This window comes from Enterobacter sp. QK-SA4 (assembly GCF_056856775.1).
Window position 1 is genome coordinate 2,475,340 of the sequence record NZ_JBXFXH010000007.1, and the last position, 20,770, is coordinate 2,496,109.

General features: G+C 56.7%; 16 protein-coding genes. 11 read left to right on the top strand and 5 right to left on the bottom strand.

Translation table 11 applies throughout. The features are described from left to right. Nucleotides 1–32: 32 nt before the first annotated feature. On the bottom strand, nucleotides 33–1,370 hold the full coding sequence (locus AC1VYI_RS13275; RefSeq protein ID WP_023311645.1) for a TolC family outer membrane protein: 1,338 nt from the start codon (nucleotides 1,368–1,370) through the stop codon (nucleotides 33–35). A gap of 740 nt (nucleotides 1,371–2,110) precedes the next feature. Here AC1VYI_RS13275 and AC1VYI_RS13280 point away from each other — a divergent pair. Further along, the gene (locus AC1VYI_RS13280) at nucleotides 2,111–2,854 is read left to right on the top strand and encodes a DeoR/GlpR family DNA-binding transcription regulator (protein WP_134866295.1); all 744 of its coding nucleotides are present in this window, start codon (nucleotides 2,111–2,113) and stop codon (nucleotides 2,852–2,854) included. A gap of 13 nt (nucleotides 2,855–2,867) precedes the next feature. Next, a complete protein-coding gene (locus AC1VYI_RS13285) occupies nucleotides 2,868–3,935 on the top strand; it encodes an oxidoreductase (RefSeq protein WP_134866297.1) in 1,068 nt (355 codons plus the stop codon). A 44-nt stretch (nucleotides 3,936–3,979) separates the two neighbouring features. On the opposite strand, the gene cybB is transcribed toward AC1VYI_RS13285, so the two are convergent. Continuing rightward, nucleotides 3,980–4,510, bottom strand: a complete 531-nt coding sequence (cybB, locus tag AC1VYI_RS13290; RefSeq protein WP_023311642.1) for a cytochrome b561 — start codon at nucleotides 4,508–4,510, stop codon at nucleotides 3,980–3,982. Between the two features lie 189 nt (nucleotides 4,511–4,699). On the opposite strand from cybB, the gene gap reads away from it, so the two are divergent. After that, the gene (gene gap, locus AC1VYI_RS13295; RefSeq protein WP_023311641.1) at nucleotides 4,700–5,701 is read left to right on the top strand and encodes a type I glyceraldehyde-3-phosphate dehydrogenase; all 1,002 of its coding nucleotides are present in this window, start codon (nucleotides 4,700–4,702) and stop codon (nucleotides 5,699–5,701) included. A 409-nt stretch (nucleotides 5,702–6,110) separates the two neighbouring features. Here gap and AC1VYI_RS13300 read toward each other — a convergent pair whose 3' ends face one another. Further along, nucleotides 6,111–6,911, bottom strand: a complete 801-nt coding sequence (locus AC1VYI_RS13300; protein WP_134866298.1) for a YdcF family protein — start codon at nucleotides 6,909–6,911, stop codon at nucleotides 6,111–6,113. A 389-nt stretch (nucleotides 6,912–7,300) separates the two neighbouring features. Between AC1VYI_RS13300 and AC1VYI_RS13305 the strand changes: the two genes are divergently transcribed. From AC1VYI_RS13305 to AC1VYI_RS13325, 5 genes are all read left to right on the top strand, one after another. Then, a complete protein-coding gene (locus tag AC1VYI_RS13305) occupies nucleotides 7,301–8,620 on the top strand; it encodes an MFS transporter (protein WP_223604072.1) in 1,320 nt (439 codons plus the stop codon). Nucleotides 8,621–8,778: 158 nt separating this feature from the next. After that, a complete protein-coding gene (locus AC1VYI_RS13310) occupies nucleotides 8,779–10,431 on the top strand; it encodes an MFS transporter (protein ID WP_039262556.1) in 1,653 nt (550 codons plus the stop codon). A gap of 22 nt (nucleotides 10,432–10,453) precedes the next feature. Then, the gene (locus tag AC1VYI_RS13315) at nucleotides 10,454–11,536 is read left to right on the top strand and encodes an HlyD family secretion protein (RefSeq protein WP_023311636.1); all 1,083 of its coding nucleotides are present in this window, start codon (nucleotides 10,454–10,456) and stop codon (nucleotides 11,534–11,536) included. Then, nucleotides 11,533–12,912, top strand: coding sequence for an efflux transporter outer membrane subunit (locus tag AC1VYI_RS13320; RefSeq protein WP_134866299.1), 1,380 nt, complete (start codon nucleotides 11,533–11,535; stop codon nucleotides 12,910–12,912). Before AC1VYI_RS13315 ends, AC1VYI_RS13320 begins: the two co-directional genes overlap by 4 nt. Nucleotides 12,913–12,987: 75 nt before the next feature. Further along, nucleotides 12,988–13,647, top strand: coding sequence for an O-methyltransferase (locus AC1VYI_RS13325; RefSeq protein WP_134866300.1), 660 nt, complete (start codon nucleotides 12,988–12,990; stop codon nucleotides 13,645–13,647). Nucleotides 13,648–13,888: 241 nt separating this feature from the next. On the opposite strand, the gene hrpA is transcribed toward AC1VYI_RS13325, so the two are convergent. Further along, the gene (hrpA, locus tag AC1VYI_RS13330) at nucleotides 13,889–17,791 is read right to left on the bottom strand and encodes an ATP-dependent RNA helicase HrpA (RefSeq protein ID WP_226484502.1); all 3,903 of its coding nucleotides are present in this window, start codon (nucleotides 17,789–17,791) and stop codon (nucleotides 13,889–13,891) included. A gap of 205 nt (nucleotides 17,792–17,996) precedes the next feature. On the opposite strand from hrpA, the gene azoR reads away from it, so the two are divergent. Further along, the gene (gene azoR, locus AC1VYI_RS13335) at nucleotides 17,997–18,602 is read left to right on the top strand and encodes an FMN-dependent NADH-azoreductase (protein ID WP_008502313.1); all 606 of its coding nucleotides are present in this window, start codon (nucleotides 17,997–17,999) and stop codon (nucleotides 18,600–18,602) included. 89 nt (nucleotides 18,603–18,691) lie between these two features. Continuing rightward, a complete protein-coding gene (locus AC1VYI_RS13340; RefSeq protein ID WP_023311632.1) occupies nucleotides 18,692–19,378 on the top strand; it encodes an RluA family pseudouridine synthase in 687 nt (228 codons plus the stop codon). Between the two features lie 7 nt (nucleotides 19,379–19,385). Here the strand turns inward: AC1VYI_RS13340 and AC1VYI_RS13345 are convergent, their stop codons facing one another. Then, nucleotides 19,386–19,925: a DUF2058 domain-containing protein gene (locus AC1VYI_RS13345; RefSeq protein WP_023311631.1), complete on the bottom strand. Its 540-nt coding sequence runs from the start codon at nucleotides 19,923–19,925 to the stop codon at nucleotides 19,386–19,388. Nucleotides 19,926–20,193: 268 nt separating this feature from the next. On the opposite strand from AC1VYI_RS13345, the gene AC1VYI_RS13350 reads away from it, so the two are divergent. Continuing rightward, nucleotides 20,194–20,715: a DUF2778 domain-containing protein gene (locus tag AC1VYI_RS13350; RefSeq protein WP_134866301.1), complete on the top strand. Its 522-nt coding sequence runs from the start codon at nucleotides 20,194–20,196 to the stop codon at nucleotides 20,713–20,715. The last annotated feature ends 55 nt before the right edge of the window (nucleotides 20,716–20,770 follow it).

Sequence of the window (20,770 nt, forward strand, 5' to 3'; positions counted from 1 at the left end):
GTCTTACTTTGCGCAACACTGCGCGTCTTTTATTAACTCAAGTCGGGTAATTTTGCGGCAGCGTTTTTCTCTATTCCAATAAGCGGCATTAAATTATCAACCGCGGAAGCATAATTAATTGCCGAACTCCAGCCGTCATACTCAGCGATTATTTTCGCAGATGTGGCCTGCCAGACATCCTGCTCAACGCTAAGCAGATCGTTAATGCTCCGCTTGCTAAGGGTGTATTCATTTTTATAAACATCGCGGGCCCGCAGAGCATTTTCAAGCTGTTGCTTCCCCGCCTCCATTCGTCCCCGTGCGCCGGTCCAGTCAGCCTGCGCGACGGAGGCTTTTTGCAGGACATCGAAACGCGCCTGATCGACCTGAGAGGAGGCCATGGCCCGCGCGCCTTCCGCCTGCCGAACGCGAGCAGAAACCGCGCCACCCTGATACAGCGGCGCGTCGATATTGAGCTGTATCTGGTCGTCCCAGTAGGAACGGTTGTCCGATTCATAACGGGTGCGCCCCCCCTTCAGGCTTAGCGTAGGCCAGTGCTGGGACTTCGCCGTTTCCACGCCATACTGAGCCGAGCGTTCCATGTTTTGCGCGGCCATCACTGCCGGTATCAGGGAATAATCGATGCGGTTGAGCGAGTCCGGCTCCACGGCAAGATTCGCGGGCACCGGCGAATAGGCCTCTGCCTGCATCCCGGTTAATACCGCAAGCCTGGCGCGCGCGCTGTTTAAGGCGGCGTGATACTGCGCGACCGTCGCCTGCATGCCGGCAATGCGCGTGCGGGTCTGAAGCTCATCGGAGGTGGAACTCACGCCCGCGTCTGCGCGCAGCTTTGCCAGCTGTTCGACGTTTTTGAGCGCCTGCACGTTATCTATTGCCGCCTGCAGCAGATCGGAATAGCGCTTGACCTCTACGTAGCTCAGCGCCGTTTTTTCCGCCACGTCCGAAAGCGTGCCCATCAGCTGGTAGCGGTAGCTATCGCGCTGGGCGGAGGACTGGCTGATGCTGTTATTGGTCTTGCCAAAATCGTACAGCAACTGCGTCAGGCTCAGCCCCCAGGCGGCTGAATTCTTCAGCGACCCGCTGGAATCGGTGGTCTGGCTGTGCCCTGTACTCCCGTTCAACGATATTTGCGGCATCCAGCCGCTGCGCGCTTCATCTATTTGTGCCTGGCCAATACCTAATTGTGCGGCCTGCTGGCTAATTGACGGATCGCGATCGATAGCAAAAAGAATACTTTCTTTTAAGGTTGTTGTTGAAACGGGGGCAATACCCACCTGCCCACTATTGGCGCAGGCAGTATTTATGGCTATCGAAAATAGTGCCATCGCGGCGGTATATCGAAGTAACATAGAATTTCTCAATATCGTCATTTTATCTCCCTGACTCTGAGTGATACTCATGCAAATACCCAAAAAGAGGTACAGATAATTAGACAAATATCTTCTTTGGTTTCCTCTCCGAATTTTAGGTAATACTCCCCATACCCATGTCCATTGGAGATGAGATCTGCCTGCGTCTTATTTCAATTAAGAATTTACTTATTTCTTAAACTGGTTAGCAGCATAACAAAATGCGATATACCCCACTACACCCACAATGTTAACGCGGTGTTACAGATAAGAAAAAACATGGGGTTTCTGGACAAAACTCTGAAAATGGAGTTTCAAATGAAACATATAAAACCACTGTTATTTAAGGAAAATTCTTAATTCGTAATATGCACATTTTTGCGTTAATTTCAGAGCGGGTCAGACACAAAGATTTTCAAAGAAGTGTCAATTTACGTAGCTTATGGGATATATTTAAAATTAAGCGCCTTTAAAAAACTAATTAAAGCAATAAAAGCCTGCATAATTTTAATTACTCAGCATTTAAACCTACCCAGTGGCAGTACGCTGGTTGTATAAACCAAATCGTTAAATAAAACATAACAATAACATTGTGATTAACATTCAAAAACGGCTTCCTTATACCTGCTTAATAAAATTTTAATAATCACCTATGTGAATCATCACACCGCTGCACATCGTCATGGCCACAATCCCCTTCTCTCTGCGTCAAAATGCTGTATTATGCAAACTATTGCGACATTTTGCAGGAATGTACCCCGATGCACAAAACCGCTCGTCAACGCTATGTCCTGGATATCCTCAGCGAGCAAGGCCAGGCCAGCATCACTGAACTGGCCGAAAAACTTCAGGTTTCAGCGGATACTATCCGTCGGGATCTGACCGATCTGGAAAACCAGGGCCTTGCACAGAAGAACCACGGCGGAGCCATCGCGCTCAACCTCTCCGCCATGAACCGTCAGGGCCGCAACACGCTGCTGCCGGAGACCAAACAGCGCATGGGTAAACAGGTCGCACAGCAGGTTCCACCCGGCTCCACCCTGTTTCTGGATGCCGGAAGCACGGTGATGGCCGTCGCCACCTTTCTTCAGGGGCCACTCACCGTTATTACTCCCTCACTGGATATCGCCCAGCATTTTAGCGACCGGGAAGATATTGAGCTGATCCTGCTCGGCGGGAAATGGGACCACAAGCAGCGACTGTTTGCCGGCAGCGCCACGCTGTCTTTGCTGTCCCGGTATCGGGCAGATATCGCCATTCTTGGAGCATGCGCCATTCATGCCGAGCTCGGGTTGAGCGCCGGTAAAGAAGCGGATGCCGAGGTTAAACGCGCAATGCTCGACGCAAGCCATGCGCACTGGATTGTCGCCGATCACCTGAAAATTAACCGCTGCGAGCCATATCTGGTTTCCGGGTTATCCCGCATCCAACAACTCTTTTTAGATCGTCCCTGGCCTGAGCTTGGGGACCATAGCGCACTGCAGGTTACGGTGTGCGCGAATTAACGTGGAGAAGGTCATGAGTAAAGTTCAAACAATCAACATTGCGCTGATCGGGTATGGATTTGTCGGTAAAACCTTCCATGCCCCGCTGATCCAGTCTGTGGACGGGATTAAGCTGGCCGTGGTCTCTTCTCGTGATGAAGAGAAAGTTAAACGCGATCTGCCGGACGTACAGGTAGTAGCGACACCGGAAGAGGCCATTCAGCATCCTGATATCGATCTGGTGGTGATTGCCTCCCCCAACGCCACCCACGCCCCGCTGGCGACGCTGGCCCTGAACTCGGGGAAACACGTGGTCGTGGATAAGCCTTTTACCCTCGACATGCAGGAAGCCCGCGACCTGATTGCGCTGGCGGATGAAAAGCAGCTGCTGCTCTCCGTCTTCCACAACCGCCGCTGGGACAGCGATTTCCTCGGCATTAAGCAGATTATTAAACAAGGTACGCTCGGCAAGGTTAAACACCTGGAATCGCACATTGACCGCTTCCGCCCGGAAGTGCGCGTGCGCTGGCGCGAGCAGAACGTCCCCGGGAGCGGTCTGTGGTTTGATCTGGGCCCTCACCTGATTGACCAGACGCTACAGCTCTTTGGCCTGCCGGAGTCGGTTCAGGGGAATATCGCGACGCTGCGCGACGGCGCAGAAATTAACGACTGGGCGCACGTGGTCTTAAACTACCCGGAGCATAAGGTCATTCTGCACGCCAGCATGCTGGTTGCTGGCGGTACGGCACGCTTTACCGCCCACGGGGACAAGGGCAGCGTGGTGAAAGCCAGAATCGACCAGCAGGAAGCGCAGCTGCTCGCAGGGGTGATCCCCGGCAGTGAAACCTGGGGCGAAGACGGCGACAGCATGGTGTTCTTTGGGACCGACGGCGCGCCGCAGACGATCCCTACCCCGAAAGGCGATCAGCGCCAGTATTACGTCAACGTACGTGATGCGCTGCTCGGGAAAATCACCAATCCTGTCCACCCTGTTGAAGCACTGGCGGTCATGGCCGTGCTGGAAGCGGCGGTGAAGTCCTCGGAGACGGGGTCAACGCAGCCGCTGGCGTTAACTGCTGAAGAGCGTGCGCTGCTGGGTTAAAAAATAAGCCGGGTGGCGCTGCGCCACCCGGCAAGCGTTAAAGACTACGAACGCTTTTTCGGCATCATGCGCAGGAGGGTATTATCTTTCCAGAAATAGTGATGCATCAGCGCCGCCGCCGCGTGCAGGCCAATCACAAAATAGCCCAGGTTCGCCAGCGTCTCGTGCCACTCTTTCAGCATATCAACCAGGTCGAAATTGGACTCCGCCGCATGCGGCATCGCCAGGCCGAAAGCAAACCAGTCGCTGCCCCGGTTATACATCATCACAATGCCAATCAGCGGCAGCGCAATAAACAGCAGATACACCACCAGGTGGCCAAGATGGGACATCCCCGTCACCATCGCTTTTGGCTTCGGCTGAATCGGTGGCGCGCGGAATTTCAGGCGAACCAGCAGGCGCGTTACCATCAGTACCAGGATACTGATACCGCACGAGACGTGGATCATATTGATCGCTGGACGCGCGGTGCGCGGGAAGAAACCTTTGAACTCCATGGCGCAGTAGGCGACGATGATTAACAGAAATACCAGCCAGTGGATGCCGATTTGCAGGCTTGTATATTTAGTGCGCATGTGATTTCCCGATTAAAAACAGTTACCGCGCCAACATAATCTCCTTTCCTTAAAAATTCATTAACTTTTCTGTATGGTTTTTCAAATACTTCCTCCCGCATGAAGCATCTTCAATTGCCGCCCTGCCCGTGATGGTCTAAGCCTGGATGAGTTCAAACTGTCGCATCGACACGTTTACAGGAGAACACCATGAGTAAAATTGGCATTAACGGCTTTGGACGCATTGGGCGCCTTGTACTGCGTCGCCTTCTTGAAACCCAGGACAGCAATACCGTGGTCGCCATCAACGACCTCACCTCACCGAAAGTGCTGGCCTACCTGCTCAGGCATGATTCCAACTACGGTGGCTTCCCGTGGAGCGTCGATTTCACCGAGGATGCGCTGATTGTGGACGGTAAAACCATTGCGGTGTACGCCGAAAAAGAGGCGAAGCACATTCCGTGGAAAGCCGCAGGCGTGGATATCGTCGTGGAGTGCACCGGTTTTTATACCTCTGAAGAGAAATCACGGGCGCACCTGGACGCCGGCGCGAAGAAAGTGCTGATCTCAGCCCCTGCGGGTGACATGAAAACCATCGTCTACAGCGTGAATGACGACACCATTGACGCCAGTGACACCATTATTTCCGTCGCATCCTGCACCACCAACTGCCTCGCCCCGCTGGCGAAAGCCCTGAACGATGCGTTTGAAATAAAAGTGGGCACCATGACCACCATTCACGCCTATACCGGTACGCAGGCGCTGGTGGATGGCCCGCGCGGGAAAGACCTTCGCGCCTCTCGGGCGGCGGCAGAGAATATCATTCCCCATACCACCGGTGCCGCAAAGGCTATCGGTCTGGTGATCCCGGCGCTCAGCGGTAAGCTCAAGGGCCACGCGCAGCGCGTGCCGGTAAAAACGGGTTCGGTCACCGAACTGGTGGCGATTCTGGGCAAGAAAGTCACCGTTGAGGAGATCAACGCCGCGCTGAAAAAGGCGACGCAGGGCAATAAATCGTTCGGGTATACCGACGAAGAGATTGTCTCGTCCGATGTGATTGGCTCGCATTACGGTTCGGTGTTTGACGCCACGCAGACGGAGGTGTCAGAAGCGGGAGAGCTACAGCTGGTGAAAGCGGTAGCGTGGTATGACAACGAGTACGGTTTCGTGACGCAGCTGGTGCGGACGCTGGATAAGTTTGCGGCGCTGTAATTCTATGCCTTTATTCAGGGCTAATATGAGCAGTGAAGCATCCCCTCTCCCTGTGGGAGAGGGTTAGGGTGAGGGGAACATACCGGTGTGGTGGTCATTCCGTTCACTTTATGTTCCTTGCTACTCTTTAACGACATAACCGGTGAACGTGCCAGGGTGGCTCAATCGCCACCACCCTGGCAACCCGGGCTCCCGGCGGTAAATCGCCGCTTCGCGGTACCCTCAGCTTATTCCTTCAGGCTATCGGGTCGGGCATGAGCCTGCATCCCTGCAGGCCACGCCCTCTCGGCGCATCCCTGCGCCTCGCCCCGGCCTTACGGAAACGCTTCGGCGATATACAGCCGGACCAGGACATTGCTGTAAGCCAAAGGTTATTCTGAAGCGGTTGTTATCGCTTCTGATTACACCCTTAAATCGAGCGCCTGGACAACGCATCCGCGAGGACCGGATCCTGCTGCAGCTGTTTCCACGCGGCAATCACCGCCTCAGGGAATTCAACGTGCGCGATAAAATCCCGCCCGGCCGGACCATAGCCGTTAACGTCATCATACAAACGCGGCAGCTCCCCCAGAACCAGTGAAAGGTAGCGGTCAACGGGCCACAGTCCGCTATTGCCCGCGCTAAATTCAAGGCCCTCTTTGCCATTGTGCAGCGTTGGCGTAAACCCGGGATGGCTTATCCACTGCGGTGATACGGGCTCATCCCGACAAACGCGGGCAAATGTCGCCATCGTTCGGCGCTGCATCGTCGGGTCCTGCACCACCAGCACCCGCCCGATCGCGCGCTGATGCTGTTTCAGCATATTCCAGCTAAAACGCGCATTCTCACCGCAGTTGGTGGAGCGATCTTCAATCCACAGGCGCGCATCGGGGATCTGCCAGAACTCCCGCGCAATGTCGGCAAGAATGCTCGCTTCGGCCCGCCCTTCGACTTGTAAGGTGTGATAACGCGGATGACTGCCGATAGCTGAATATAAAAACGCGGTTGAATGACCAATACCGCCGCTAATCAGGAGCGGGATTTCTCTCTGCGCGGCAATACGGCAGGCCGCCTCAATGGTCGGGATCACCGCGTTCCCTGCCAGGATCACCGCATCGACGTCCGGGTGCAGGCGGCTGTCGCTCAGGTCGTCCTGCGCCAGCCATTCACCGACAGTATTGATGGCCGCCAGGGTGGCATCCGGCAGGATGGGAAAATGGGGCTGAACCATGGTGAACTCCTCATTTATGTCTCTTCAGGGTAGCGGCTTCTTACCGATAACGCAGAGGCGGGCTCTGAAATCAGACGTTGTTTTATCGCCCAAATTGTCATTTTTCTGAAATAACCAGAAACATCCAAAAACAATCGGGTTGCACCTGCATATTATGCTTTTGGTTTTCCATCATACAAAACATCCTGTCGCACATGCTCTCTGCAAAAGCACCCAGCGCTGCTTATTTCACCGTGATCTGACCAGTTTCATCCCCCGTTAGCTTGCCAAATACAACATTCAACCCTAAGTTGCTTAACAATTTCACAACCTTTTTCATCATCGCAGGTTGCACCTGAAGCGCGCCAGGTGACACCTCATACATCATCAACGTGGCGGGGTTTCAGGTCATGACAGAACATGAAAGTACGACGACGGTATTTCGAAAAAATAAGAAGGTGTTAATCGCCAGCCTTACCGGGAGCGCCATTGAATGGTTTGACTATTTTCTCTACGGTACGGCGGCCGCGCTGGTCTTCAATAAGATCTTTTTCCCGATGGTCGACCCGGTGATCGGGCTCATCCTCTCGTATCTCTCTTTCTCATTAACCTTTTTTATTCGCCCCATTGGCGGGGTACTTTTCGCCCATATCGGCGACCGTATCGGCCGTAAAAAAACGCTCGTACTGACCCTCTCTTTGATGGGAGGTGCAACCGTCATGATCGGCCTGCTGCCCACGTATGAAATGATTGGCCTGTGGGCGCCCGCTCTGCTGATCCTGATGCGTATCATTCAGGGGATGGGCATAGGCGGTGAATGGGGCGGCGCGCTGCTGCTGGCCTACGAATACGCGCCCGAAAAACGTAAAGGCTTCTTCGGCAGCATTCCGCAGGCGGGCGTGACCATCGGCATGCTGATGGCGACCTTTATCGTCTCGCTGATGACGCTGTTCAGCGAGGAAGATTTCCTCTCCTGGGGCTGGCGCATTCCGTTCCTGCTGAGTTCGGTTCTGGTGTTGCTCGGCCTGTGGATCCGTAAGGACATCGACGAGACGCCTGATTTCAAGAAGGTAAAACAATCGGGCCAGGTGGCGAAAGCGCCTCTGCGCGATACCCTGAAACATCACTGGCGCGAAGTGCTGATTGCCGCCGGTCTGAAGGTGGTAGAAACCGCGCCGTTCTATATCTTCTCGACGTTTGTCGTGAGCTATGCCACCACGACGCTGACGTATCAAAAATCTCAGGCGCTGGAAGCCGTGACGCTGGGAGCCCTGGTGGCCACGGTGATGATCCCGTTAATGGGGCTGCTCTCGGATAAAATTGGCCGTCAACGCATGTATGCCGCGAGCGTCTTCATCCTGGGTTTGTTTATCGTGCCGTGGTTTATGCTGCTCAATACCGGAACAACCTGGGGCATTGTGCTTGCGACGGTCATCGCCTTTGGCGTGCTGTGGGCACCGGTAACGGCGGTACTCGGCACGCTGTGCTCTGAAATTTTTAGTGCAAACGTACGCTACACCGGCATTACTCTCGGTTATCAGCTGGGTGCCGCGCTGGCAGGCGGTACCGCGCCGCTGATTGCCACCGGACTGCTGGCAAAATATGACGGCGACTGGGTTCCGGTGGCCTGGTATCTTGCCGTCACGGTGGTCATTTCATTAATCGCGATTTTCTGCGCCAGCCGCGTCAAGCGAACGACCCTTCTGCAGGCACAGCCCGAACATCTCTGATCGTTGTCGGCCCGACTCTCGGGCCGCTCTTTTTCCTTAAACTTCCCTTCTACATTTGATTAACATGCGTAAATCATATTCACTTGAATTATCATTTGCGGCAGACGTAGAATCGCTAGCCCGCTAATTATTCAATTATTTCTAAGGTAAACGACGTTATGCGCCTGCCCGAACGCGACCCTTATGCTCCTCGCGAGTGGCAGCCACATGAGAAACCCGCCCTGCTGGGTTCGCCTTCCACACCCGAGCACAGTACGCCAAAACGGATTGCCTACGGCGTCGTTGGCCTGCTAGTGTGCCTGACGGGAGCGCTGGGAAATGCGGTGGTGACCGCCAACCTGCAAAACCTGCAGGGGACCTTCGGGGCCTGGTCGACCGAAATCGCCTGGCTGCCTGCGGTCTACGTCATGACCAACATCTCTATCAACCTGCTGCTGGTCAAGTTCCGCCAGCAGTACGGTCTGCGCGCCTTTACGGAAGGGTTTCTGGTGCTGTACGTGCTGGTCACCTTCTTCCATCTGTTTGTGAACGACCTCAGCTCGGCGCTGATGGTTCGCGCCGCGCACGGCATGGTGGCCGCCGCGCTCAGCTCGCTGGGGATTTACTATCAGATCCAGGCCTGGCCTGCGAAGCACCGCCTGAAGGCGCTCACCATCGGGATTACCGGGTCGTCGCTCGCCATTCCTCTGGCCCGCCTGTTTTCCACCGAACTGCTGCAGCTGGACGAGTGGCGCGGGCTCTATTTCTTCGAGCTGGGGCTGGCGCTGATCTCCCTGGCCTGCGTAATAGCCTTAAAACTGCCGCCGGGCGACAGGCGCAAGGTCTTTGAGAAGAAAGACTTCATCACCTTCTTTTTAATGGCCCCCGGAATGGCCCTGCTCTGCGCCGTGCTCTCGTTGGGCCGCCTTGACTGGTGGTTCGAGGCGCCGTGGATCGGCTGGTCGCTGGCGCTATCGCTGGTGCTAATTGTGGCTGCCATCGTCTTTGAACATAACCGCGCCAACCCGCTGCTGAACACCCGCTGGCTGTCGAGCGGCAGCATCGTCCGTCTGGGGCTCATCATGCTGCTGATCCGTATCGTGCTGGCAGAGCAAAACACCGGGGTCATCGGCTGGCTGCAGTACGTGGGGTTGCAGAACGAGCAGATGACCCACCTGGCGTGGTCCATTTTCGCAGGGATCGTCTGCGGGATTGTCACCAGCTGCCTCACGATTAAGCCGACCAAACTGGCGTGGCCGATTATCACCTCCCTGGCGCTGATGATTGTTGCCTCGCTGCTGGACAGCCAGTCCAACAACCTGACCCGGCCGGATCAGCTGATGCTAAGCCAGTTTCTGCTGGGCTTCGGCAGCGCCTTCTTCCTGGCACCCGCCATGCTGGCCGCCATTGGCGGGGTGATCGCCGACCCGCGCAACCTGGTCAGCTTCTCGGTGATGTTCGGCATGAGCCAGAACCTCGGCGGCCTGCTGGGCTCCGCGATCCTCGGCACCTTCCAGACCTGGCGCGAGAAGTACCACTCCAGCCTGCTGGCGGACCAGCTCACCACGCTCAATCCGCTGGTCAACGAGCGTATCCAGCTTTACACCCAGATGTACCGGAGCCTGATTGGCGACAGTTCGCTGCTGGGAACGCAGGCGATAACGCAGCTGCAAACGGTGACGACGCTTGAGGCGAATATCCTGGCTTACAACGATACTTATCTGCTGACGGCGGGCATCGCTGCCGCCACGCTGGTCTGGATTTTATGGCGCTTGCTGCGCCTGCGCATCACTGCCCGTATGGCGCTTAAAAACGCCACCGGCAACAAATAATTGAAAGAGTTCTGGAGAGTTTATGAGTCAGCAGGATGCCGCCAAAGAGCAGGCCAACACCCGCAAAAATGTGCGCATTGTTTCCGTTTTCACCGCCGCTGCCATCGGTATTGTCGGCGTGCTGGTGATCCTTTATGCGTGGCAGCTGCCGCCGTTCACCCGCCACGCGCAGTTTACCGACAACGCCTACGTGCGCGGTCAGACGACGTTCATCAGTCCCCAGGTGAATGGCTATATCACCGAGGTGAAGGTTCAGGACTTTGTGCAGGTTAAAAAAGGCGACCTGCTGCTGCAGATTGATGACCGTATCTATCGTCAGCGCGTGCATCAGGCCGAGGCACAGCTGGCGATGAAAATTGCCGCGCTCAATAACAACCTGCAGCAGCGTAAAAGCGCCGAAGCGACGATCGCCAAAAACGACGCCGCGCTGAAAAATGCCCGTGCCCAGAGCCTGAAAACCCAGGCGGATTTAAAACGGGTGAAAGAGCTGACGGCTGACGGCTCGCTTTCCATTCGCGAACGCGACGCGGCGCTGGCCAGCGCGGCCCAGGGCAGCGCCGACATCGAGCAGGCCAAAGCCGCGCTTGAGATGTCGCGTCAGGATCTGCAGACGGTAATTGTGAACCGCGGCGCGCTGGAGGCGGATGTCGACAATGCGAAAGCGGCGCTGGAGCTGGCGCAAATTGACCTGCAAAACACCCGCATCATCGCCCCGCGCGACGGCCAGCTCGGCCAGATTGCCGTGCGTCTCGGGGCGTACGTGACCGCCGGGACCCATCTCACCACCCTTGTGCCTCCGCAGCACTGGGTGATCGCCAATATCAAAGAGACGCAGCTGGCGGAGCTGCGCGTCGGCCAGCCGGTAAAATTCACCGTCGATGCCCTGAACAACAAAGCGTATCAGGGCCGCGTGGAGAGCATCTCGCCGGCAACCGGAGTTGAATTCAGCGCCATCACGCCGGACAACGCCACCGGCAACTTTGTCAAAATCGCCCAGCGTATTCCGGTGCGCATCGAGGTGCTCGGCAAGCCTGAGGAGTCCGCCCTGCTGCGTCCAGGCATGTCGGTGCAGGTGACCATTGATACGCGGGAGGGCAAACAATGACCCTTCGCCCGATAGCCGGTCTGGTGCTGGCGGTGACGCTGGCCGGATGCCAGTCCGTCGACGTAAAACCGGCGCAGTCGACGCTGCAAATCCCTGCGCAGTGGCGCGCCGATTCCGGTCCTGCCAGCCCGGCGGAACAGCTCTGGTGGCGCAATTTCCATGACAACAACCTCAACCGCTACGTGGATCGGGCGCTAAAGAACAACAGCGACGTGCTGATCGCCCGCGAGCGAATTAACGAGTATCAGGCGCGGGTCTTTGCGGCCGACGGCAGCCTGTTTCCGTCGCTTGACGCGAGCGTAACGGGGACGCGCGCCCGTTCGCAATCCGCCGCGACCGGGCTGCCGGTCTACGGCACGCTGTACAGAGGTAGCCTGACGGCAAGCTATGACGTGGATATCTGGGGCGTCAACCGCAGCACGGCCAATGCCGCCGAAGCCTCGCTGGAGGCGCAAAAGGCCGCCGCTGCCGCCGCGGATTTGACCGTCGCGTCTTCCGTTGCGTCCGGGTATGTCACCCTGCTCTCGCTTGACGAACAGCTGCGCGTGACCGAATCCACGCTGAAATCGCGCGAAGAGGCATTTAACCTCGCGAAACGTCAGTTTGAGACGGGCTACAGCTCGCGTCTGGAGCTGATGCAGTCGGATTCCGAACTCCGCTCAACGCGAGCGCAGGTTCCCGTGCTGCAGCATCAGATTGCACAGCAGGAGAACGCCTTGAGCCTGCTGCTGGGAAGCAATCCCGGCGCGGTAGCGCGCAGCGAGAGCTTTGAGACGCTAACGCCGCTGACGCTGCCGTCACAGCTGCCTTCTACGCTCCTGAACCGTCGGCCGGATATCGTTCAGGCCGAACGCCAGCTGGTTGCGGCGGACGCCTCGCTTGCCGCGTCGCGCGCGAGCCTGCTGCCGTCGATCAACCTGACCGCGACCGGATCAGTCCAGGATCGCACCCTGTCCGGCCTGCTGGACAACCCGCTTCAGCTCTGGAGCGTCGGGGGCAGTATTCTTGCCCCGCTGCTGAACCGCCAGGCGCTGAATGCGCAGGTGGATATTTCCCAGTCCCAGCGTAACCAGGCGCTGTACGCCTATGAAAAAACCGTGCGTAACGCGTTTGCCGAAGTGAACAACAGCCTTGATGCTATTACGCGCTATCAGGAACAGCTGACCGAGCTGCTTGCCCAGCAGAATGTAGCGCAGGAGACGCTGCGCATTGCGCAGAACCGCAATCGCAACGGCTACTCCTCCTATCTGGACGTGCTGGACGCGCAGCGCACGCTGTACTCGGTGCAGACCAGCGTGGTGCAGGTGAAAAATAACCTGCTGCTGGCGCAGATCGATCTGTACAGGGCGCTGGGCGGCGGCTGGAAGAGCGTGTGAACCGCCTTGCGCGCTGATGCCCTCACCCCGACCCTCTCCCACAGGGAGAGGGAGAAAAATCCAAGGAGTCAATCTATGCAACAACAATGGTCTGCAGTAGATAATTACATGATTTCTTCGCTGATCCCTGACGATGACGTGCTGAGTCAGGTGCTGGAAAACAACAAACGCGCCGGGCTACCCGAACACGATGTTGCGGCCAATCAGGGGCAACTGCTGGCGCTGTTCGTGCGTATGACCCAGGCAAGACGCATTCTTGAGATCGGGACGCTGGGCGCCTATAGCTCAATCTGGATGGCGCGCGCCCTGCCACCGGACGGAAAGCTGGTTACGCTCGAGGCTGACCCGACGCATGCCGATGTGGCCCGCCAGAATATTCACCTCGCGGGGCTAAGCGATCGCATTGAACTAATTGAAGGCCCGGCGCTGAGCTCGCTGGAGAATTTCGGTGACGTTCCGGCGTTCGACCTGATCTTTATCGATGCCGATAAGCCAAACAATCCCGGCTATCTGGAGTGGGCGCTGCACTATTCACGTCCCGGCACGATAATCATTGGCGATAACGTAGTGCGCGATGGCGAAGTGATTAACGGGCAAAGCGACGACGCGCGCGTGCTGGGCGTGCGGCGTTTTATCGAAATTATTGGGGATAACCCGCGCCTAACCGCCACCGCGCTGCAAACGGTGGGGGTTAAGGGATGGGATGGGGTTACGCTGGCAATCGTGAACGGATGAAAATTGTGCGACCTGGTGCCCTCACCCCAACCCTCTCCCACAGGGCTGAGGAATCCCCACAAAATAATGCCAGCACGGACGCCCCCCCTCTCGGCCTGCAGGAAACGCCTCAGCGATTTACAGCCGGACCAGGGCGTCGCTGTAAGTCTTCAATCTTTCTGAAACAACGTTATAGCTTCTGTTTAATCATTACTGGGGATTCCTCAATCCACAGAAAGAGGGAGAAAACCGGGCAAGGGTTTTAACCGGAAATCTGCTCCATCGCCTGCAGAATACGCTTATCCGAAATCGGATAAGGCGTACCGAGCTGCTGGGCAAAGAAGCTGACGCGCAGCTCCTCTATCATCCACCGGATCGCCTGAACGTCTTCATCTTCGCGGCGCGCCGGCGGCAGCTTGTTTAGCCACTGCTGCCACGCCTGCTGAACGCTCTCCACTTTCAGCATCTGCGCGCGATCGCGGTGCGGGTCGATAGCCATTTTTTCCAGACGTTTTTCAATCGCCTGAAGATAGCGCAGCGTATCGCCCAGACGCTTAAAGCCGTTGCCGGTCACGAAGCCGCGATAGACCAGCCCCGCCATCTGCGCCTTCACGTCCGAGAGCCCCAGCGCCATGGTCATATCCACGCGCCCCTTCAGGCGCTTGTTAATATTGAACACGGCGGTAAGGATCTGCTCGACCTGTTTGGCAATCTCCACCACGGTGTCGTTCAGCTCCGCGCGCACCTTTTCATGGAGCTGAGCAAAGCCCTCTTCCGTCCAGACCGGACCGCCCGCCTCGTGGATTAGCTTGTCCACGCCGCAGGAGATGCAGTCGTCAATCAGATCCAGCACCTTGCCGTACGGGTTAAAGTACAGCCCGAGCTTGGCCTTGTTCGGCAGCTTCTCGTGCAGATACTTGATCGGCGACGGGATGTTGAGCAGCAGCAGGCGACGCAACCCGCGCCACATCATCTGCTGCTGTTCCTGCGGATTATCAAACAGTTTGATCGCCACGCTGTCGCGCTCGTCCACCAGCGCAGGCCAGGCTTTGACCTTATAGTTACCGCGCTTCTGTTCGTAGCTTTCCGGAAGCTGACCAAAGCTCCAGATATGCAGCCCGCTCTGCTCGATACCGTCGTCCGCCACCGCAGACAGCGTTTCCTGAACTTTGCCTTTCAGCGCCTCTTTCAGCTCGCTCAGCGAACGCCCTTCCAGCAGCTTTTTGTTTTTATCATCCACCACGCGGAAGCTGATTTTCAGGTGATCGGGCACCTGATCCCAGTTCCAGTCTTCGCGGTCGATGGTGGTGCCGGTCATGCGTCGGAACTCACGCTCGAGCGCGTCCAGCAGCGGCAGCTCCAGCGGCGTGACGCGGCCTAAAAAGGCTTCCGCATAGTTTGGCGCAGGCACAAAGTTACGGCGCACCGGTTTCGGCAGGGATTTAATCAGCGCAATCACCAGCTCGCGGCGCAGGCCGGGGATTTGCCATTCAAACCCGCCCTCATCGACCTGGTTTAGCAGCGGCAGCGGAATATGAACGGTCACACCATCCGCGTCGGCACCCGGTTCAAACTGATACGTCAGGCGCAGCTTGAGGTTGCCCTGATGCCAGAAGTTCGGGTAGTCGAGCTTGCTGACCGACTCCGCCCCTTCTTTAATCAGCATGCTCTTTTCGAAGTTGAGCAGGTCCGGCGTCTCTTTGCTGGCCTTCTTCCACCAGCTGTCGAAGTGGCGGGCGGAGATGACATCGTGGCTGATGCGCTGGTCGTAAAACTCAAACAGCGCCTCATCGTCCACCAGAATGTCGCGGCGGCGGGACTTGTGCTCAAGCTCCTCCACTTCCGCGCGCAGCTTCAGGTTTTCGCGGAAGAAGGCGTGGCGCGTCTGCCAGTCTCCCTCCACCAGCGCGTGGCGGATAAACAGCTCGCGGCTGAGCGCCGGGTCAATCTGGCTGTAGTTGACCTTCCGCGCGGCAACCACCGGCAGGCCGTAAACGGTCACCTTCTCGGTCGCCATCACCGCGCCCTGCGCGCGCTCCCAGTGCGGTTCGCTGTACGAGCGTTTCAGCAGGTGCTGAGCCACCGGCTCCACCCATTCCGGATCGATACGCGCGGCAATGCGCCCCCACAGGCGGCTGGTTTCCACCAGCTCCGCGACCATGGTCCATTTCGGCGGCTTTTTGAACAGGCCGGAACCGGGGAAGATGGAGAAACGGGCGTTACGCGCGCCGGTATACTCCTGCTTTTCGGCGTCCTTCATCCCAATGTGGGACAGCAGGCCGGTCAGCAGCGCGATATGAATCTCGCGGTACTCCGCCGGCTCGCTGTTGACCGGAATGCCCAGCTCTTTCACCACCTGGCGCAGCTGGGTGTAGATATCCTGCCACTCGCGCACGCGCAGGTAGTTGAGGAAATCCACGCGGCACTGACGGCGGAACTGGTTCGAGGAGAGCGCTTTCTGCTGCTCGCCGAGATAGTTCCACAGGTTTACGAAGGCGAGGAAGTCGGACTCTTTGTCGTGGAAGCGACGATGCTTTTCGTCAGACGCCTGCTGTTTGTCCATCGGACGCTCGCGCGGGTCCTGAATGGAGAGCGCCGAGGTAATGATCATCGCCTCGCGCACGCAGCCGTGCTTTTGCGCTTCCAGCACCATACGGGCCAGACGCGGATCCACCGGCAGCTGGCTGAGCTGGCGGCCCAGCGGCGTCAGCTTGTAGACCGTCGCCTGCTCGTCGGTGGTAATGGCGCCGAGCTCTTCCAGCAGACGCACGCCGTCCTGAATGTTGCGTTTGTCCGGCGCTTCGACAAACGGGAACGCGGCGATGTCGCCCAGCCCCAGCGCGGTCATCTGCAGGATAACGGACGCCAGGTTGGTGCGCAGAATTTCCGGGTCGGTAAACTCCGGGCGCGACAGGAAATCATCTTCGGAATAGAGACGAATACAGATCCCTTCCGACACGCGGCCGCAGCGGCCCTTACGCTGGTTAGCGGAAGCCTGGGAGACCGGCTCAATCGGCAGCCGCTGGACCTTCGTGCGGTAGCTGTAGCGGCTGATGCGCGCCGTGCCCGGGTCGATCACGTATTTAATTCCCGGAACGGTCAGCGAGGTTTCCGCCACGTTGGTCGCCAGAACGATGCGTCGCCCGCCGTGCGGCTGGAATACGCGGTTCTGCTCGCTGTTCGAAAGGCGCGCGTAAAGCGGCAGGATCTCCGTGTGGCGCAGGTCGCGCTTGCTGAGCGCATCGGCGGTGTCGCGGATTTCGCGTTCGCCGCTCATGAAGATCAGAATGTCGCCCGCGCTTTCGTTGCCCAGCTCGTCAACGGCGTCGAAGATAGCCTGGAGCTGATCGCGCTCGGTATCATCCGCCTCTTCCACAATCGGGCGATAGCGCACTTCCACCGGATACGTGCGTCCTGACACCTCGATAATCGGCGCATTGTAGAAATGCTTTGAGAAGCGCTCAGGGTCGATGGTCGCGGAGGTGATGATGATTTTCAGATCCGGGCGACGCGGCAGCAGCTCTTTCAGGTAGCCGAGCAGGAAGTCGATGTTCAGGCTGCGCTCGTGCGCTTCGTCAATGATGATGGTGTCGTACTGCATCAGCAGGCGATCCTGCTGGATTTCCGCCAGCAGAATACCGTCGGTCATCAGCTTGACCATGGTGTTATCGCTAACGTGGTCGCTGAATCGCACCTTGTAACCGATGCAGCCGCCCGGCTCCGTCTGCAGCTCTTCGGCAATACGGTTCGCCACGGTGCGCGCCGCCAGTCGACGCGGCTGGGTGTGGCCTATCAGCCCTTTTAGCCCGCGTCCCAGCTCCATACAGATCTTCGGCAGCTGGGTGGTTTTCCCCGAGCCGGTTTCCCCCGCCACAATCACCACCTGGTGGTCGCGGACGGCCTCAAGGATGTCCTGTTTTTTCTGGCTAACGGGCAGGTTTTCCGGGTAGGTAATTGCCGGACGTGCGGCTTCGCGCAGCACAACTTTCCCTGCTGCCTGTTCAATCTCTTTCGCCATCTCCTGGTAAATGGCCTGTTGTGCATCAGGATTTTTAACCTTCTTCACGCCGTGCAGACGGCGGGCGAAGCGCTGTTTGTCGCGCAGCATCAGAGAATCGAGCTGTTGCAGGAGCATCGGGAAGGTCAATTTTTGTTGTTCTGTCATAGCGTTAAAGGGCACTACACGCCCTGATAAACTCTCTTTTTAATGATTGCTATAGAGTACCACAATGACGCCTTTCGCGCCTTATTCAAAAAATTCGAACATAGGCTTCGATATATTGCGCTATCTCTATGGCAGGATTGTGAATAGAGTGTCAACAAGCAACGGGGCAACCCCCTTCAATCAAATGCAAAAACAGGAATCACCCATGAGCAAAGTATTAGTTTTGAAATCCAGTATTCTGGCAGGGTACTCTCAGTCTGGTCAGCTGTCTGATTACTTCGTTGAACAGTGGCGTGAACAGCATTCCGCTGACGAAATCACCGTGCGTGACCTGGCTGCAAACCCAATTCCTGTGCTGGACGGCGAGCTGGTTGGCGCGCTGCGCCCAAGCGATGCACCGCTGTCTCCACGTCAGCAGGAAGCCCTGGCCCTGTCCGACGAGCTGATTGCTGAGCTGCAGGCGCACGACGTTATCGTCATCAACGCCCCAATGTACAACTTCAACATCCCTACCCAGCTGAAGAACTACTTCGACCTGGTGGCGCGCGCTGGCGTAACCTTCCGTTACACCGAGAACGGCCCTGAAGGTCTGGTGAAAGGCAAGCGTGCGATCGTACTGACCAGCCGTGGCGGTATCCATAAAGACACCCCAACCGACCTGGTTGCGCCGTACCTGAGCCTGTTCCTGGGCTTCATCGGCATCACTGACGTGAACTTCGTGTTCGCTGAAGGTATCGCTTACGGTCCGGAAGTGGCGACCAAAGCGCAGACCGATGCGAAAGCCGCTATCGACAGCCTGGTAGCAGCCTAAGACTTCACCCTCTCACCGCCTGGTGGGAGGGTTTTTCTTTTCCCCGCATTTCGTTATCATCCGTTCCCACTCTCCAGCCGGGCGGCCTGATGTCTGCGATTATTGATTCTTTTATTGCCCCACCGTGTCACGACGACATTCAGATCCTCTGGCAGGATGAACATCTGCTGCTGATCGATAAGCCTTCCGGTCTGCTCAGCCTCTCGGGCAAAAATCCGCAAAACCTTGATTCCGTCCATTATCGTCTGGTCCAGACGTTCCCCGGCTGCACGCTGGTACACCGTCTGGATTTCGGCACGTCCGGGCTAATGGTGGTTGCGCGCAATAAGGCCATCAACGCGGCGCTGTGCCAGCAGTTCAGCCAGCGCAGCGTGGAGAAGGTCTACAGCGCCCTGCTTTGCGGCCATGTGGAAAACGACGAGGGAATAATAGACGCGCCGATTGCCAAAGACCCGGCGCTGTTTCCGCTGATGTCGATTTGCGCCATCAACGGAAAACCCGCCCGCTCCCGCTATCGGGTCGTGGAACGTTTTTATCAGGGTACGGGACTGCCGTTAACGCGGGTGATACTGACGCCGGAGACCGGGCGAACCCATCAGCTGCGTATTCACTGCCAGCAGCTGGGGCACCCGATTCTGGGCTGCGACCTGTATGGCGGTCTTGAAGCGCTGGGGGCTGAGGAAACGCCCCGGCTGATGCTGCATGCAAGCGAGTTGAATTTTATTCATCCCGTGAGCGGAGAGCCGGTTAACGCCCGTCACGCCGCCCCGTTCTGAATGCGGTTTACCACATCAAATCGTCAGGGATTTTGAAGTCCGCGTACGGATCGTCTTCGTCCTGCTCTTCCTGGCTGAGCGCGCTGTTTAACACGATGCTGTCGGCATCGCGCTGGGCAATTTTATCGGCCACCACCGCCGGAATAATCGCGTATTCACAGTCGCCGCTGGCGTTGATGACCAGACGGGCAATCGCCAGACGGCCGTTGATCAGCTGAGCCTGAGTTTGCTTGTCGACGTCGATTTTTTTGATCAGATTGCCGTCGGTGAAGTTAAAGGTGATGTTGCCTTTCGCCACGGTGATGCGGTTCATCTCAATCAGTTGCTTCACCTGCGCCTTAAACTCTTTCGCCAGCACGGCCTGCTTCTGCTGCTCGCTCAGCAGCTTGTCGCGCTCGATCTGCGCTTTCTTGTTCTCTTCTACCGCTTCCCGAGCCTCGCGCGCCTGAACGCGTGATTTCTTTGCCGTGCGCTGCACTTTCGCCGCTTTTTTGCTGCTGACCAGGCCCGCTTTCAGCATCTGCTCTTGTAAGGTGAGTTTTGTCATGATTGTTTCTAAACCGATTGGAAATTTTGGGGATTATAGCGGGAATTGCGGAGCCTGTGCCAGAGAAGTAGGCATGGCGCTTTGTCGCCTGAGCTTTGTTTATTCTTTATTCAGCGTTTACTAACGTTACGGCCGCAAGACTGATTAAAAAATGTCAGGTCATTTTCTTAAAAAAAATCAGCAACTCATAAATATGATGTGAGTTGAATATCTGTACCCGCTTCAGGCGTAGGCTGCTTTTCTCTTATTAAAAGAGTAAGGAAAAAATATGGCCTTAAAAGGAACAATGCTGCTTAACGATGCTGACTATGCGCCTTTTAACCTGCACGGCGGTGGCGTGTTTATGGCCCATTCCGGGCAGGGAATTTACAGAAACAATGGATTATGTGGTGCTGTTAAAGGCTCAGGTCCAATTCCCCCTGGGAAATACTGGATTGTTGACAGAGGGACTGGAGGTTTCTTTTCAGGGTTAAAAGCGAAGGTTCAGGATCGGTGGAACAAGGTTAGATCCGGGGCAGAATTTGGCCGCGATGAGTGGTTTGCTTTATACAAGGATGACTGGGGTATCGATGATGGCACCTGGATTGATAACGTCTATCGGGGTTTGTTTCGGCTGCATCCGGGTACGCTATCTGAGGGATGTATCACGATTGCCCATGATTCTGATTACGCATTGATCCGCAATGCTCTGATGAGTACGGAACTTATTCAGGTTCCCTGTATGCGTTCACTGATGGCACGCGGCTGGGTTGAGGTGATTGAAAGTGGCTACATCAACACTTGTCCGTAAATGGGGCATCAGGCTATTCAAAACGGTCTGGTTTCTATGCATCAGCATTATAGTA